Source organism: Amycolatopsis sp. NPDC089917 (assembly GCF_040684635.1).
Classification (GTDB): Bacteria; Actinomycetota; Actinomycetes; order Mycobacteriales; family Pseudonocardiaceae; genus Amycolatopsis.
In genome coordinates this window covers 96,762-111,552 of the sequence record NZ_JBFBGL010000020.1, presented here as the reverse complement: position 1 = coordinate 111,552, position 14,791 = coordinate 96,762, and the positions used below count along the sequence as shown (strand labels likewise).

Here is a 14,791-nt window from a genome sequence, read left to right as displayed (position 1 = left end):
CAGTCTTGTCGGTGGGGAACAGGTGAAGGAGGCCCGTCGTGTCGTTCGTTTTCCTGTGGCGCCGGATTCACCCCGGCCGGAATCCGCTCGCCCGGATCACCGACCGGATCGAGGCGGTGATCCTCGTCGGCGCCGTCGTCGCCGCGCTGCTCGGCATCCCGCTCGCCGCCGCGGCCGGTTCGGAGGCCTACGCGACGATGATGGCGCGTTCGGCGTTCGAGACCGCCACGCGTCACGCGACGAACGCTGTCCTCCTCGAAGACGCTCCGCCGGCGCGGGTCGGTTTCGACGGCACCCCCGCCGCCGAGACCGCTCGTGTGCCCGCCCGCTGGGAAGTGCCGGACGGGAGGATTCAGGACGGGCTCGTCACGGTCGACCTCGGCGCCTCGGCGGGGGACAAGGTGACCGTGTGGCTCGACGGGTCCGACGCCGTCGTCGAACCGCCGGTGATGCCGCTGGACGCGGCCGGCACCGGGATCGGCGTCGGGGTGGGGGTGTGGCTGATCGCGGCGATGCTGCTGGCGTCGGGGTACCTGGTCGCCCTGCGTCTGTTGAACCGGGCGCGGCGGGCGGCGTGGGACCGGGAGTGGGAGCGGCTCGGCCAGGACTGGACGCCAGGCGGCTGACCCTTGCCGCATTCAGAGTTCAGTCTTGGGGGTGTTTGCTTAAGTCCGTGAAGGCCTCCTTGAGGGACCCTGGGTCCCTCAAGGAGGCCTTCACGGACCGCCGAATCGCCTCAGGAACCTCAGGGGCCACAGAAACCCCATTAATCTCGTGCGTCACTTCCTTCGCGGTGGTCCAAGTACATGAAGGGGGCCTTCGCGGAGCTAGGCGCAAGGAAGGGGGCCTTCATGTACTTGGGAGGTAGTGAGGCTTGGCCGGCGCCGCATTCAGAGGACGTCGGGTTGTCCCTGTACCTACTAGTATGTACGGTCAGAGTGTGGACAAGAGGGAACGGCTCATCGAGAGCACTCGCGAGCTCCTGTGGGAGCGCGGGTACGTCGGCACCAGCCCGAAGGCGATCCAGGAGCGCTCCGGCGCCGGCCAGGGCAGCATGTACCACCACTTCCAGGGCAAGTCCGACCTCGCGCTCGCCGCGATCAGCCGCGACGCCGAGGACCTGCGGACCAGGGCGGAGGCCGAGTTCGCCGGGCCCGGCACGATCGTCGAGCGGATCACCGTCTACCTGCGCCGCGAGCGCGACGTCATCAAGGGCTGCCCGGTCGGCAGGCTCACCCAGGACCCCGGCGTGATGGCCGACGCGGACCTGCGAAAGCCGGTCGAGGAGTACTTCGGCTGGCTCACCGGCCGTCTCGCCGAACTGCTCGGCGAAGGTCGCGGGGCCGGCGAGCTCGCCCCGGAGCTCGATCCGCTCGCCACGGCGACCGCGCTGGTCGCGATGCTGCAAGGCGGTTACATCCTCGCCCGCGCCGCCGGTTCCCCGGACGTGTTCGCGAAAGCCGTCGACGGCGCCCTCGGCTTGCTCGCCACCAAGGAGAACTGATATGCCCTTCGTCCGTATCGACGCCGTCGGGACCGACAAGCTCGAAGCCCTCGGCAACGCCGTCCACGACGCGATGGTCGAGACGCTCGGCATCCCGGCCGACGACCGCTTCCAGGTCCTCAACGGCCGGAGCACCCTGAAATTCGACGACTACCTGGGGATCCACCGCGACGAAGGGGTCGTGTTCGTCGCGATCACCATGCGGCGCGGGCGCACCGACGTGCAGAAGAAGTCGCTGTACCGGCGGGTCGCGGAACTGGCCGAGGAGTACGCGGGGACCGAGCCGCGGAACGTGCTCGTCACGATCACCGAGAACGAACCGGTCGACTGGTCGATAGGGAACGGCGAAGCGCACTACGCCTGATCAAGCGGGAGCGGGGGCGAAGGTGTGCTGCTCCAGCAGCCACCGCGTATCACGGCCGAATGACCACGTCAGCAGCCCCAGCGCGCCGAGCGTGACCACGAAACCGGTCCAGAGCGGCAGCACCGTCGAGGCCACCGCGACCAGCACGACGCCCTGCACCGCCGCGACCGTCTTGCGCGCCATGCTCGGCGGCAGCGGCGCGTTCAGCCACGGCCACAGCCTGCTCGCGGCGACGAAGACGTAGCGCATCGCGCCGATCGTGAGCACCCACGGGCCCAGCGACTGCGCGACGACCACGCTCAGGATCAGGATCAAATACGCGTCGACCTCCATGTCGAACCGCGCGCCGAGCGGCGACGCCGTCCCGGTGCGGCGCGCGACCTGGCCGTCGACGGCGTCCAGCGCGAGCGCGACCGACGCGATGACGACCATCGTGACGATCTCCCGCCCCGCGGTGTCGACGACGAGCGCGGTCACGCAGCCGACCAGCCCGGACCGGGCGAGCGTGACGGCGTCGGCAGGCCCCAGGGAGCGCGCGGTGCTCCGGTGCAGGCCGTAGGTCAGGAATCCGCCCACGGCGATGCCGTAGGCCGCTCCGGCGAGCCAGCCCAGCGGGCCCAGCCCGGCGACGGCGTCCAGCGTCCCCAGCAGCGCCAGCTGGACGAGGACCCCCAGGAAAACTCCGGGGTTGATCACGAGGCCTCCTCGTTATGGTGGCGGCGACCCCGTCTCCAGGGTCCGACAGGAGAGGACACGATGGAACGCGCCTTCTGGTTCAGTGGCTCCGGTGACGGCGAACTCAGGCCGGTCACGCTCCCTCCGGTCGGCGACGGCGAGGTGCTGGTCCGCACCCTGTGCTCCGGCGTGAGCCGGGGCACCGAGACGCTCGTCTTCCGCGGCGAGGTCCCGGCCAGTCAACGAACGGCCATGCGCGCGCCGTTCCAGGAGGGCGACTTCCCGGGGCCCGTGAAGTACGGCTACCTCAATGTCGGCGTGGTCGAGCAGGGCCCGGAACACCTGGTCGGGCAGGTCGTCTTCTGCCTGTACCCGCACCAGACGCGCTACGTCGTCCCGGCGTCGGCCGTCACGCCGGTGCCGCACGGCGTTCCACCGGAGCGCGCGATCCTCGCGGGGACGATCGAGACCGCGGTCAACGCCGTCTGGGACGCGGCGCCGAAACTCGGCGACCGGATCGCCGTGGTCGGCGCCGGCATGGTGGGCGGCAGCGTCGCGAAGCTCCTGTCCGGCTTCCCGGCGACCAGGGTGCAGCTGATCGACGTCGACCCGGGACGCGCGAAGGTCGCCGAAGCGCTCGGTGTCGACTTCTCGACACCGGAGGACGCGCTGGGCGACTGCGACCTCGTCGTGCACGCCAGCGCGAGCGAAGCGGGGCTCGCGCGTTCACTGGAGCTCCTCGCGCCGGAGGGCGAGGTCATCGAGCTGAGCTGGTACGGCGACCGCCGGATCAGCGTCCCGCTCGGCGAGAACTTCCACTCACGACGGCTGGCGATCCGCTGCAGCCAGGTCGGCATGGTCTCGCCCGCCCGGAGGTCGAACCGGAGCTACGCGGACCGCTTGGGGATCGCGCTGGAAATTCTCGCCGATCCCACCTTTGAAGTGCTGGTCAACGGGGAATGCCGGTTCCATGAGCTCCCTGACGTCCTTCCGCGTCTGGCCGCGAATGAACCAGGAACGCTCTGCCTCCGTGTCACCTATCAGAGGGAGAACACGCGCTAAGGGCACTACCCGGGAGGTCCGTTGTTCAGCATCACCGTCCGCGACCACGTCATGGTGGCCCACAGCTTCCGCGGCGAGGTCTTCGGGCCCGCGCAGAACCTGCACGGCGCGACCTTCGTGGTGGACGCGACGTTCCGCCGGTCCGAACTGGACACGGACAACATCGTCGTCGACATCGGCAAGGCGACCGAAGAGCTCAAAGCGGTCCTCGCCGACCTGAACTACCGCAACCTCGACGACGTTCCCGAGTTCGCCGGGATCAACACCTCGACCGAGTTCCTCGCGAAGGTGATCGCCGACAGGCTCGCCGGGCGCGTCCACTCGGGAGCGCTCGGCGAAGGGGCGCGCGGGCTCGAAGGAATCACCGTCTCGCTGCACGAATCCCCTGTCGCGTGGGCGAGTTACGAGCGTGCGCTGTGACCGGCCTCCACTTCGTGCTGCCGAACGACATCGACGACGCGAGCGCCCCGAGCGGCGGGAACGTCTACGACAGACGGCTGTGCGACGGCCTCGCCGCGGCGGGCGTGGAGGTCCACGCGATCGCCGTACGCGGGAACTGGCCGCGGCCCGACACCGAGGCGCGCAAGGTCCTGGCGCGCACACTCGCCGATCTCCCGGCCGGTTCGACGGTCCTGCTCGACGGACTCGTCGCCTGTGGAGTGCCCGAGGTGATCGCCCCGGCGGCGCGGCGGCTGGCGATCGCGGTGCTGGTGCATCTGCCACTGGCCGACGAAACGGGACTTTCGCCTTCGCTCGCCACCGAACTCGACAGGCTGGAGCGGGAGACGCTCGGCGCCGTCGAGGTCGTGGTCGTGACCAGCGACTGGGCGGCGCGACGGCTGGCCGAGCACCACGACCTGGCGCCGCATCGCGTGCACGTCGTCCCGCCCGGGGTCGACAAGGCCGAAGTCGCTTCGGGGAGCCTGAGCGGGACGAACCTCGTCTGCGTCGCCAATGTGACTCCGCGCAAAGGCCAGGGCCTGCTCGCGGACGCGCTGAAGTCGCTCACGGATCTCCCGTGGACCTGCGCATGCGTCGGCGCCATCCGCCGCGAAACCCGCTACGTCGAACGCCTGCGACGGCACACCCTCGGTGATCGCTTCACGCTTACCGGCCCCAGATCCGGCGAAGCGCTCGAAGCGACGTACGCGGCCGCAGACCTCCTCGTGCTGCCTTCGCGTGCGGAGACCTACGGCATGGTCGTCACCGAGGCGCTCGCGCACGGCCTTCCCGTCCTGGCGACCGCCGTCGACGCCTTGCCGGACACCCTCGGCCGGTCGCCCGACGGGAGCGTGCCCGGGCTGCTCGTCCCGGGCGAGGACGTCAGCGCGCTGGCGAAGGCCCTTCGCCGATGGCTCACCGAACCTGACCTGCGAGACCGGCTTCGCGCCTCCGCCCGCCTTCGCCGCGAAACGCTGACCGGCTGGGACGAGACGGCCCGCGGCGTCGCCGCCGTCCTGCTGAGCGAAAGGACGGCGGCATGACCAAATACGCCCCGAGCTGGCTGCAGCTGAGGGAAGACGCCGACGCCGCCGCCCGCGCGACCGAATTGATCGAACCGGTGCGAGCTTTCCTGCGCGGACAGGACGAGGTCGTCGTCCGTGACCTCGGCTGCGGGACCGGTTCGCTCGGCCGCTGGCTGGCCCGGCGGCTGCCCGGCAGGCAACGGTGGATCCTGCACGACCGCGACCCCGGCCTGCTCACCCACGCGCTGGCCCGCACCAGCCGTCCGGGGAACGCTTTGGACGGCAGCGAGGTCATCGTCGTCACCGAAGAGCGTGACATCACCGAGTTGAGCGCCGGGGATCTCGCCGGGACCACGCTCGTGGCGGCGTCGGCGCTGCTCGACCTGCTCACCGCCGAGGAGATGTCGAGGCTGGCCGTGGCCTGCGTCGAGGCGAGATGCGCGGTCCTGTTCACGTTGAGCGTTTCGGGCCGGGTCGTGTTGTCGCCCAAGGACAAATTCGACATCGAGATCTCCGACGCCTTCAACGCGCATCAGCGCCGGGTCACCAACGGCCGGTGGCTGCTCGGCCCGGACGCGGTGGACGTCGCGTCCGGCGTCTTCGAACGGCTCGGCGCCACCGTGCGGCGCGCCCCGAGCCCGTGGCGGCTCGGCGTGGATCAGGCCGCGCTCACCGCGGAATGGCTCACCGGCTGGGTCGGCGCCGCCTGCGAGCAGCGGCCGGAGCTCAAGCACGACGGCGACGCCTACCTCCAATGGCGGCTCGCGCAGTGCGCGGCGGGCGAGCTGAACGCGACGATCCAGCACGAGGATCTCCTGGTGGTGCCGTCGTGAGGCGACTTTGGCCCTGGCTGCGGATCCTCGGCGCGCTCGCCATCCTCGGGGTGCTCGTCTGGCAGCTGGGCACGCGCGCGTTCCTGGACGGGATCCGCGAGGTCGACGCGGGCGGTGTCGCCGCCGCGCTCGGGATCGGGTTCGCCACCACGGTTTTCAGCGCCTGGCGCTGGTGCCTGGTCGCGCGGCGGCTCAGCCTGAGGTTGCCGCTGCGGACGGCCGTCGGCGAGTACTACCGCGCGTTGTTCCTCAACGGTGTCCTGCCCGCCGGGGTGCTCGGCGACGTCAACCGCGCCGTGCAGCACGGCCGCGGCGCCGGTGACGTCCTGCGCGGCGTCCGCGCGGTGGTGCTGGAGCGGACGGCCGGGCAGGTCGTGGTGATCGGCGCGTCGGTCGCCGTCGTGCTCAGCACGCCTTCCGTGGTGCCGCCGCCGATCGACGGGGTCGTCGTGGTCGCCGGGATCGTGGTCGTCGCACTCGCTTTCGCGGCCGTCGTCACCGGGATGACGGCGGGGAAGCACTGGATCCACAGTGGATCGAAGTGGCGCCGCGGGTTCGCCGTCACCCTCGCCGACGTCCGGCTCGGCCTGCTGACCAGGGAGACCTGGCCCGGCGTGAGCCTGCTTTCGGTGGCCACGCTGGCCGGTCATCTCACCTTGTTCGTCGTCGCCGCGCGGGCGGCCGGGGTCACCGCGCCGGTCGGCGAGCTGCTGCCGCTGATGATCCTCGCCCTGCTCGCGATGGGGCTGCCGCTGAACATCGGGGGCTGGGGCCCGCGCGAAGGCGTTTGCGCGCTGTTGTTCGGCGCGGCCGGCCTCGGTTCGGCGCAGGGCGTCACCGTGGCCGTCGTCTACGGCGTGCTCGCGCTCGTCTCCAGCCTTCCCGGTGCCGGCGTGCTGCTCGTCGGCTCCTTCAAGACCCGCACGCCCGCCGCACCGCGCTTCGCGGCCAGGACACCCGTACAGACAGGAGACACGCGATGACCGTCGAGAGGGTCGTCGAGACCAGGCTGCCGACCCGGTACGGCGTGTTTCGCGCGTACGGGTACCTGGACGCCGACGGAATCGAGCAGATGGCGCTGGTGCACGGCGACATCGAGGGCTTCGGCACGCTGGCGCGGGTCCATTCGGAATGCCTGACCGGTGACGTCTTCAGCTCGATGCACTGCGAATGCGGGGACCAGCTGGCCGCCGCGCTCATGGCGATCGTCAAGGAAGGCGCCGGAGTTCTCGTGTACGCCCAGGGGCACGAAGGACGCGGCATCGGCCTGCTCGCGAAGCTGAAAGCGATGCGGTTGCAGGACGAAGGGCTCGACACCGTCGAGGCGAACCTCGCGCTCGGGCTGCCGGTGGACGCGCGCGACTACCGCGCCGCGGCCGCGATCCTGACCGATCTCGGCGTGCGTTCGGTGCGGTTGCTGTCCAACAACCCGACGAAGGTCGACCAGCTGAAGCTGCACGGCGTGCGGATCAGCGAGCGGGTGCCGCTGCTGGTGGCGCCGAACGACGAGAACCTGCGGTACCTCCGGACGAAACAGGAGAGGATGCACCATTTCCTGCCGCATCTGGACGGGGTGGGGTCCTGAGGACGGGTGGTCGTGAGTGGCGATCCGGGTAATCGAGACGCGGTCGCGGGGCTGCGGATGACGTCTCGAGCGCCACGCCCGAGACGTTGAGTGTCCCCGGCGAGGCGCACGAGACACTCGCCCCCGGACCAACGCACCACCCGGGCACGACCGTTCGCCGTACCTCTCAAGAGAAAGACACTTACCACTCACGACGACCCGCACCGCCGCGTGTCGTCCCTGCAAGCACACGAAACCGCGTGACTGCAGGTGCCTGAGACCCAGCGACGCCGACCCGAATCGCCACTCAAGCGAGCGCGGCCAGGGTCTCCCCGAAGCCCTCCACCAGTGACTCCAGCACCAGCCGTCCCTTTTCCGCCGTCGCCAGCGAAGGCCGCCCCACCACCCCGGACTCCGAATACGGCCGCAGCCCGGCCGTGAGGAGGTGCCGCCGATCGTCGGCCAGGTGGTCCGCCGCCGCGAAACCGGGCCGGACCAACGACGGATGCGCGTGCAGCAAAAGGGAAGTCTCCAGCTCCCCGGCGTGCATGTCGCTGTCCAGCGACGTTTCCAGCCCGGCCGCGTCGTGCGCCGCCTGCCAGCCTTCGACCCCAGGGAACAGCGCCATCGGCGACGCCGACTCCTGGACCACATGGGACAGGACGTAGTTGCCGCCGTGCGCGTTCACCAGCACCAGTTTCGGTACGCCGGATCGGCGCAGTGAAGCGGCGACGTCGTTCACCACGGCGTACAGCGTCGCGGCCGAGATGCTGACCGTCCCCGGCCAGTCCGCGTGTTCGTGCGAGCAGCCGATGGTGATCGGCGGGAGCCGCAGCACCGGATACGCCGACGCGACGGCGTCGGCGATCGTCGTCGCGATCACCGCGTCGGTGGCGAGCGGGAGGTGCGCGCCGTGCTGTTCGAAACTGCCGACGGGCAGCACCGCGACGCCGGCGCCCCGGGCGCGCTCGTCGGCCGTCGTGGCCGTCGGGAACAGGTCCATCGGGCTACGGTACCCACATGACCGACCACGCCGCATTGTTGTCCGTCGCCCGTGAAGCCGTGGCCAAGGCGACCGGGATCATCCGCTCGATGACGTCGTTTTCCGTTGCCGCCAAAGGTGATCGCGATATGGTGACCGATGTCGACCTGGCCGTCGAAGACGCCGTCCGCGAGTTCCTGGCGCGCGAGACCCCGGAGATCGGCATCCTCGGCGAGGAACGCGGGCACGAAGGCAACCAGGACCTGTGGTGGGCGCTCGACCCGGTCGACGGCACGGCGAATTTCGCGCGCGGCATCCCGCTGTGCGGCGTCTCGCTCGGGCTCGTCGACGGCCTGAAGAGCACGGTCGCGGCGATCTCCCTGCCGTTCCTCGATGTCACGTACACCGCTGCGGAAGGCCAGGGCGCGTACGCGGGCGAAGAGCGTCTCGCGGCGTCGAAGGCGACGGAGCTGTCCGACGCGATCGTGAGTATCGGCGATTTCGCGGTCGGTGAGGAGGCGGAGGTCAAGAACCGCGTCCGGATGGCGTTGCTGGCCGAACTCGGCGGCCGCGTGCAGCGGGTCCGGTTCCTCGGTTCCGCGGCGATCGACCTGGCCTGGGTCGCGCACGGCAGACTCGACGCGAGCGTCATCCTCGCCAACAAGCCGTGGGACACGATGGCGGGCGTCCTGCTCGTGCGCGAGGCCGGGGGAGTGGTCGTCGACACCGACGGCGGCGATCACACGGTGCGTTCGGAGGCCACCATCGCGGTCGGCGCCGGACTGCGGGACGGGATCGTGGCGGCGATCGCGCGCGTGGGAGGGTGAAAAGTTTGTCACCCCCGGGATGAACCGGGCGGGCGCCGCATCCGTGTTCCCAGGTAAGGGCGCCCGCACCAGGAGGTAACCGTGTTCACCTCGAATGTCCGCGTGACCGAACCGGTCGTCTTCGTCCTGCCGGGTGACACCGAGGACCTCAGCGGCGAATACGACCGCCGCATGTGCCAGAACCTTCCGGGCACGGGCCTCCCGTTGCTCGAATTGCCGATCGCCGGCGAATGGCCGATGCCGGGGGCCTTGTCGCGGTCGCGACTGGCCCGTTCGCTCGCCGCGCTGCCCGACGACACCGTCGTCCTCATCGACGGCACGGTCGCCTGCGGCGTCCCGGAGATCGTCGTCCCGCACGCGCGGCGACTGCGGCTGGCCGTGCTGGTCCATGAGCCGATCGCCGACGACCCCGCGCTCGATCCGGCGCAGGCCGCCGAACTCGACGCGTGCGAACGGGAGACGCTGCGGCTGGCGGGCATGATCGTCGCCACCGGGCCGTGGCTCGCGCGGCAGCTGATCGACCGGCACGACCTCGACCCCACCCGCGTCTACGTCGCCACACCCGGCACCGACGCGGCCCCGCTCGCCGCCGGTGCCGACGGCGTCTCCCGGCTGCTCTGTCTCGCGCCGATGACCGCGCGCCACGGCCAGGACGTGCTGATCCGGGCGCTTTCGACGGTCGACGAACTGGCGTTCAAATGCGTGTTCGCCGGGGCGACGCACCACGATCCCGCGTACGTCGACGAGCTGCGCTGGACGGTCGAACGGCTCGGGCTCGGCTCCCGGATCAGCCTCATCCGGCCGCCGGACGACCTCGATCTGGTCTACGACGGCGCGGATCTGCTCGTCCTGCCCGCCCGCGGCGGCACGTCCGGGCTGGTCGTCGCCGAGGCGCTGGCGCGCGGGATCCCGGTGGTGGCCACCGACACCGCCGGCGCGCACGACGCGCTCGGCACGGCGCCCGGCGGCGGAGTGCCCGGAATGCTGGTGCCGCCGAACAACCCGGCGGCGCTCGCGACCGCGTTGATGCGCTGGTCGCTCGACGCCGAACTCCGCCATGCGCTGCGGACGGCGGCGCTCGCGCGGAGCAGCGCGCTGGAGGAATGGGACGTGGCCGCGGGCAGGCTCACCGACGTCCTCTCGCGTCTGCAGGCCACGCCGCGTCAGCTGGCTTGATCATCGCCCGGAAGCAGCTATCGGGGCGATCTTCGGCTCGGTTGACTGAGCGGCATGCGAATCGTCGATCTTGCGTCCCGTCCCGATCTCCTCGATCCCGCGCTGAATCTCGGCGACGTCGGTGGTGAGTTCATCTATGCCGGGTTCAGCGGGAAGATCATCACCCCGGAACGGTTCCTGCGGCACTGGTCCCGGTATTTCCTGATCGCGCTGGACGACGACGGCGTGCCGATCGCGCGGGCGCTGTCGGTGCCGCTGACCTATCCCGCCGACGATCGCCCGGAGCTGCCCGCCCACGGCTGGGACGAGGCGATCCAGTGGGCCGCGCAGGATCTCATGGACGGCCGCGCGCCGGATACCCTGTGCGCGCTGGAAGTCGTTGTGGCGCCTCATATGCGGGGTACCGGACTGTCGACTCCGATGCTGAAGGCGCTCAAGGCGCGGGCGGCCGAGACGGGGCTGAAGCGGCTGATCGTTTCGGTGCGCCCGATCGGCAAGGAGGACGAACCGGACGTCCCGATGGAGGACTACGCCGTGCGGCGCCGCGAGGACGGGCTGTTCGCCGACCGCTGGCTGCGCACCCACGAACGGCTCGGCGCGCGGATGATCAAGATCTGCCCGTTCGCGGTGACCATTTCGGGCTCGATCGCGGATTGGCACGACTGGACCGGTGTCGAACTCGCCGACGGCGACAACGTGATCCCCGGCGGGATCGCGCCGGTGCACGCGAACGTGGAGCGGGACTGCGGGGTCTACGTGGAGGCGAACGTGTGGATGGAGCATCCGTTCTGAGCACCTCGGCGAGCGTGTGGGGAGGATTCCGGCCGCTGAACGTCCGGAATCCTCCCCCGTCACGTCCTCTGCCACCGGCCAGCGGCCGGGATCGCCGGCCCCGTGCAGGTCAGCGGCAGGCAGGCAAATCGACATTTACCGCTCGGAGACGGTGACGAAATGCCGGGCGCCCTCGGTGTCGGGCATGTGGTGATCCCCTCTGTGATCGGTACCCCGACGACGTCAGGGATCACCACCCGTCGCGACACGGGTGGAACGGACCGGCTTTCGGGTGACCGGAAGGGCATTCCTCGCGACTTCCGGCGGGATCGTCTCATCGGCCACGCCGCCTGCCGGGCTCTCGAAGCCCGCACGGAACTCGCGTGATCGGAGGCGGAACTCACGTGCTTGAAGACGGAACTCACGTGATCAGAAGCCGCACACCCGAGTGCGGCGTTCAGTCACGCGAGTTCCGCCTCCGCGCACACGAGTCACGTGTCCGATCACGCGAGACTCGCCTTGGCGCCCCCCGCTACCCGCGCAGGGCGGCCGCGATCCGGCCGGCCGCCGCGAAGGACTCCTCCTCCGGCTCGCCCAGCAAGGGGAGCAGGACGACGGATTCGGTCCCGGCCGCGTACAGCGCGCGGATCTGCTCGGCACAGCGGTCGAGCGTGCCGCTGATGCTGAGCCTGTCGATCCACTCCGGACGCAGGCGCCGGGCCAGCCCGGCCCGATCGTCCCCCGCGGCGGCGACCTCGGCCAGCAGTTCGGCGCCGAAGTCCAGCGGCTCCAGCGCCGGTCCGGAGTTCGGCCCGATCGCGGACGCGACGTCCGACCGTGCCCGCTCGCGGGCCCGTTCGGGATCGTCGTCGAGGGCCAGCCAGTTGTAGGTGGCGATCGTGTGGTCCTCGACGCCGATGAGGTCCCGCGTCGCGCGGACGTATTCGGGCGTCGCCGGTTCCGCGAGGAGCGTCCCGTCGGCCACCCGGCCCGCCGCCGCGAGGGACTTCGGGCCGCGGACACCGGCGACGAGCTTCGGCGGCACCGCGGGCGGGAACTCCAGTTCGACCTCGTCGAGCCGGACGTGCTTGCCCTCGAAGGAAACCCGCTCACCCGCCAGCAGCCGCCGGACGACCGTCAGCGTCTCCTCGAACGCGGCCAGCGCCGACTTCGGCCACGCGTCGATCTGCCGCATCCAACTCGGCACGCCGTGCCCGAAGCCGACGATCAGCCGTCCCGGGTGCAGCTCCGCCAGCGCCGCGATCTCCATCGCCACGATGGCCGGGTTCCGCGCCACGGCGGGCATGATGCCGATGCCGAGGGTGATCCTCTCGGTCGCCGCCAGCACGGTCGCCGCCGTGGCGATCCCGCCCGCGTAGAAACAGTCCTCGACGATCCAGACCTCGTCCAGGCCCTCTTGTTCCGCGCGACGGGCCAGACCGGGCAGCCGGGCGGCCGGTAGCTCGCGCGGGATCCTGACTCCGAGCCGTGAAACCATGACGATTCTCCGTTCCTTCAAACGCGCCGCAGCACGCGTCGCAGATATTCCTTGCGGTCCAACGGGTTGCGATCGGTCCTCGGTCGTGACGGCACCGCTCCCCGAACGGGCCGGTAGCCCTGGAAAGCGGTCTCCATCGCGCCTTCTCCCCGGGTCACGGACGGGAGAAGCTGGTGCACCTCATGGGTTTTCGCCGCCGGGATCTCGCCGTCGAGCTCGGCCGTCGCGTCTTGCGTCGACGTCGTGCGCGGGACGGCGCGAGCCTGTGCCAGCAGCGCGTTGACCGGACCGAGCGTGTCGGCCGGGGCCTGGAGGGTGAACCGGTGCATCGGTTCGTGCACCGTCGTCCCGGCCTCGCGCAGTGCCGCCATCAGCACCAGCGGCGTCAGGTCGCGGAAGTCGCCCGCGGTGCTGGACATGCTCTTGTCGAAGGTGCCGTGAGCGTGGCTTTGCCTGGCGTAGTACCCGGAACGCGTCATCGTCACCACGCAGTCGAGCACCTCCCAGCCGTGGACGCCCTCGCGCAGCGTCTCCTTCACCGTGTCTTCGACGGCTTTGACGAAGGAGTACGGCATCGAGCCGAGTTCGATCTCCAGCCGGAACGAGATCCCGCTCCCCGGCGCGCCGGGTTCGACGCGCAGCCCGACCGTCGCCAGGAAGGGGTTGGGTTCCTTGCCGATGAGTTCGGCGGCCGACCCGGTGCCGGCGAGGCGTTCGACGCAGATCGTGGTCGTCTCGCTGAACGTGACGTCGATGCCGTACTCGTCCGCGAGCGTCTCCTGTATGACCTCCTTCTGCACTTCTCCGTACAGCGAAAGGGAAGTCTCCTGGCGGACCTCGTCGTGGCGCAGGCCGATCAGCGGGTCCTGTTCGGTGAGCCAGGTGAGCGCCTGGTGCAGCGGCCCGCGATCGGCCGGGCGGACCGGGGAGACGACGGTTTCCAGTGTCGGCGGCGAGAACAGCGCCGGTTGTGCTTGTGCGGGCGGTGTTCCCAGCACGTCGCCGATCCGGACGTCGAGGCCGGACAGTTTCGCGATCCGACCGGCCCCGGCCGATCCCGACGGGACGGCCGAGCCGTTGTCGAAGACGCTGATCGCGGTGACCTTGCCTTCGCCGTCGCCGAGCGGGACCTTGTCGCGGACGGCGACGCTGCCGGAGAACAGCCGTACGTAAGCGATCTTCTCGCCGCCCGGAGCGCGTTCGACCTTGAACACCGTGCCGGACAACGGTCCTTCGGTGTTGTTTTCCTTGGCGGGTAACAGATTCTCGATCCCCGCGCGGAGGGTGTCGACACCGGCGCCCGTGATGGCGGATCCGAAGTAGACCGGATACACGTGCCCGCCTGCCACTTTCGTGGTGAGCTCGGCATGGAGCCGCGACGGCGTGAACTCGTCCGGGTCGGTGAGATACCCGGTCAGGAAGTCCTCGTCGAGTGCCGCCAGCACGTCGATCACCCGATCGGGTTCCAGGTGGTCCATCGCGACCACCGAGGGCGTGAGTTTCTGCGCTATTTCCCGGAAAACGCGGTCCGGGTCGGCACCGCGGCGGTCCAGTTTGTTCACGAACAGCAGGGCGGGGATGCCCAGCCGTCGCAGCGTCCGCATCAGGACGCGGGTCTGCGCCTGGACGCCTTCGACCGCCGACAGCACCAGGACGGCGCCGTCGAGCACGCCGAGCGCGCGTTCGACCTCGGCGATGAAATCGGGGTGGCCGGGGGTGTCGATCAGGTTGACGGTGACGTCGCCGAGGGCGAACGACACCACGGCCGCCTTGATGGTGATCCCGCGGGCGCGTTCCAGTGCCAGCGTGTCGGTCTGGGTGCTGCCGTCGTCGACGCTGCCCAGCTCGCCGATGACGCCGGCGGTGTGCAACAGCCGCTCGGTCAGGCTCGTCTTCCCGGCGTCAACATGCGCCAGAATCCCCAGGTTGAGGGTCTTCACGAGGTGTCTTGTCCTTGAGGTAGGCGGAAGTTACCTGTGGGAAGGACGCAGACACCGGCAAGACGATCATCTCCTAGGTCCAGTCGACTACAGCACTCTCGCCTCGGTCCCGCAACCGAAATACGTGAA

Annotated in this window: 16 protein-coding genes; 12 read left to right on the top strand and 4 right to left on the bottom strand. The window is 70.2% G+C overall.

What is annotated here, in order from left to right; translation table 11 throughout:
- Positions 1 to 38 precede the first annotated feature (38 nt).
- The 3 genes from AB0N89_RS17185 to AB0N89_RS17175 all read left to right on the top strand — a co-directional run bounded on the left by AB0N89_RS17185 (position 39) and on the right by AB0N89_RS17175 (position 1,868).
- Complete coding sequence (locus tag AB0N89_RS17185; protein ID WP_364205374.1) at positions 39 to 626, top strand: hypothetical protein; 588 nt, start codon at positions 39 to 41, stop codon at positions 624 to 626.
- 314 nt (positions 627 to 940) lie between these two features.
- Positions 941 to 1,504 carry a TetR/AcrR family transcriptional regulator gene (locus AB0N89_RS17180; protein ID WP_364205372.1) on the top strand — a complete coding sequence of 188 codons (564 nt, stop codon included), beginning with the start codon at positions 941 to 943 and terminating at the stop codon, positions 1,502 to 1,504.
- A gap of 1 nt (position 1,505) precedes the next feature.
- Positions 1,506 to 1,868 carry a tautomerase family protein gene (locus AB0N89_RS17175; RefSeq protein ID WP_364205370.1) on the top strand — a complete coding sequence of 121 codons (363 nt, stop codon included), beginning with the start codon at positions 1,506 to 1,508 and terminating at the stop codon, positions 1,866 to 1,868.
- Here the strand turns inward: AB0N89_RS17175 and AB0N89_RS17170 are convergent, their stop codons facing one another.
- A complete protein-coding gene (locus tag AB0N89_RS17170) occupies positions 1,869 to 2,564 on the bottom strand; it encodes a CDP-alcohol phosphatidyltransferase family protein (protein ID WP_364205368.1) in 696 nt (231 codons plus the stop codon).
- Positions 2,565 to 2,624: 60 nt separating this feature from the next.
- Here AB0N89_RS17170 and AB0N89_RS17165 point away from each other — a divergent pair, with 60 nt between their 5' ends.
- Genes AB0N89_RS17165 through ribA form a run of 6 tightly spaced genes read left to right on the top strand, consistent with a single transcriptional unit; the run spans position 2,625 to position 7,489 of the window.
- A complete protein-coding gene (locus AB0N89_RS17165; protein WP_364205366.1) occupies positions 2,625 to 3,605 on the top strand; it encodes a zinc-binding alcohol dehydrogenase in 981 nt (326 codons plus the stop codon).
- Positions 3,606 to 3,626: 21 nt separating this feature from the next.
- Positions 3,627 to 4,025: a 6-carboxytetrahydropterin synthase gene (locus AB0N89_RS17160; RefSeq protein WP_364205365.1), complete on the top strand. Its 399-nt coding sequence runs from the start codon at positions 3,627 to 3,629 to the stop codon at positions 4,023 to 4,025.
- Positions 4,022 to 5,089 (top strand): glycosyltransferase family 4 protein, encoded by a 1,068-nt coding sequence (locus AB0N89_RS17155; protein ID WP_364205363.1) that lies wholly within the window; start codon positions 4,022 to 4,024, stop codon positions 5,087 to 5,089. The genes AB0N89_RS17160 and AB0N89_RS17155 overlap by 4 nt, the downstream gene beginning before the upstream one ends.
- Positions 5,086 to 5,904, top strand: a complete 819-nt coding sequence (locus AB0N89_RS17150) for a class I SAM-dependent methyltransferase (RefSeq protein ID WP_364205361.1) — start codon at positions 5,086 to 5,088, stop codon at positions 5,902 to 5,904. The genes AB0N89_RS17155 and AB0N89_RS17150 overlap by 4 nt, the downstream gene beginning before the upstream one ends.
- Positions 5,901 to 6,887, top strand: coding sequence for a lysylphosphatidylglycerol synthase transmembrane domain-containing protein (locus tag AB0N89_RS17145; protein WP_364205360.1), 987 nt, complete (start codon positions 5,901 to 5,903; stop codon positions 6,885 to 6,887). Before AB0N89_RS17150 ends, AB0N89_RS17145 begins: the two co-directional genes overlap by 4 nt.
- Positions 6,884 to 7,489, top strand: a complete 606-nt coding sequence (gene ribA, locus AB0N89_RS17140; RefSeq protein WP_364205358.1) for a GTP cyclohydrolase II — start codon at positions 6,884 to 6,886, stop codon at positions 7,487 to 7,489. Before AB0N89_RS17145 ends, ribA begins: the two co-directional genes overlap by 4 nt.
- Positions 7,490 to 7,775: 286 nt before the next feature.
- Here the strand turns inward: ribA and AB0N89_RS17135 are convergent, their stop codons facing one another.
- A complete protein-coding gene (locus AB0N89_RS17135) occupies positions 7,776 to 8,471 on the bottom strand; it encodes a creatininase family protein (RefSeq protein ID WP_364205357.1) in 696 nt (231 codons plus the stop codon).
- Positions 8,472 to 8,488: 17 nt separating this feature from the next.
- Between AB0N89_RS17135 and AB0N89_RS17130 the strand changes: the two genes are divergently transcribed.
- From AB0N89_RS17130 to AB0N89_RS17120, 3 genes are all read left to right on the top strand, one after another.
- Positions 8,489 to 9,277: an inositol monophosphatase family protein gene (locus AB0N89_RS17130; protein WP_364205355.1), complete on the top strand. Its 789-nt coding sequence runs from the start codon at positions 8,489 to 8,491 to the stop codon at positions 9,275 to 9,277.
- A gap of 81 nt (positions 9,278 to 9,358) precedes the next feature.
- Positions 9,359 to 10,453 carry a glycosyltransferase family 4 protein gene (locus AB0N89_RS17125; protein ID WP_364205353.1) on the top strand — a complete coding sequence of 365 codons (1,095 nt, stop codon included), beginning with the start codon at positions 9,359 to 9,361 and terminating at the stop codon, positions 10,451 to 10,453.
- 54 nt (positions 10,454 to 10,507) lie between these two features.
- Positions 10,508 to 11,245 (top strand): Long-chain-fatty-acid--CoA ligase, encoded by a 738-nt coding sequence (locus tag AB0N89_RS17120; protein WP_364205352.1) that lies wholly within the window; start codon positions 10,508 to 10,510, stop codon positions 11,243 to 11,245.
- A gap of 511 nt (positions 11,246 to 11,756) precedes the next feature.
- Here the strand turns inward: AB0N89_RS17120 and AB0N89_RS17115 are convergent.
- Together AB0N89_RS17115 and AB0N89_RS17110 are read right to left on the bottom strand one after the other, a co-directional pair.
- The gene (locus AB0N89_RS17115; protein ID WP_364205350.1) at positions 11,757 to 12,722 is read right to left on the bottom strand and encodes an LLM class flavin-dependent oxidoreductase; all 966 of its coding nucleotides are present in this window, start codon (positions 12,720 to 12,722) and stop codon (positions 11,757 to 11,759) included.
- A 17-nt stretch (positions 12,723 to 12,739) separates the two neighbouring features.
- Positions 12,740 to 14,662, bottom strand: coding sequence for a translation factor GTPase family protein (locus AB0N89_RS17110; RefSeq protein ID WP_364205348.1), 1,923 nt, complete (start codon positions 14,660 to 14,662; stop codon positions 12,740 to 12,742).
- Between the last annotated feature and the right edge of the window lie 129 nt (positions 14,663 to 14,791).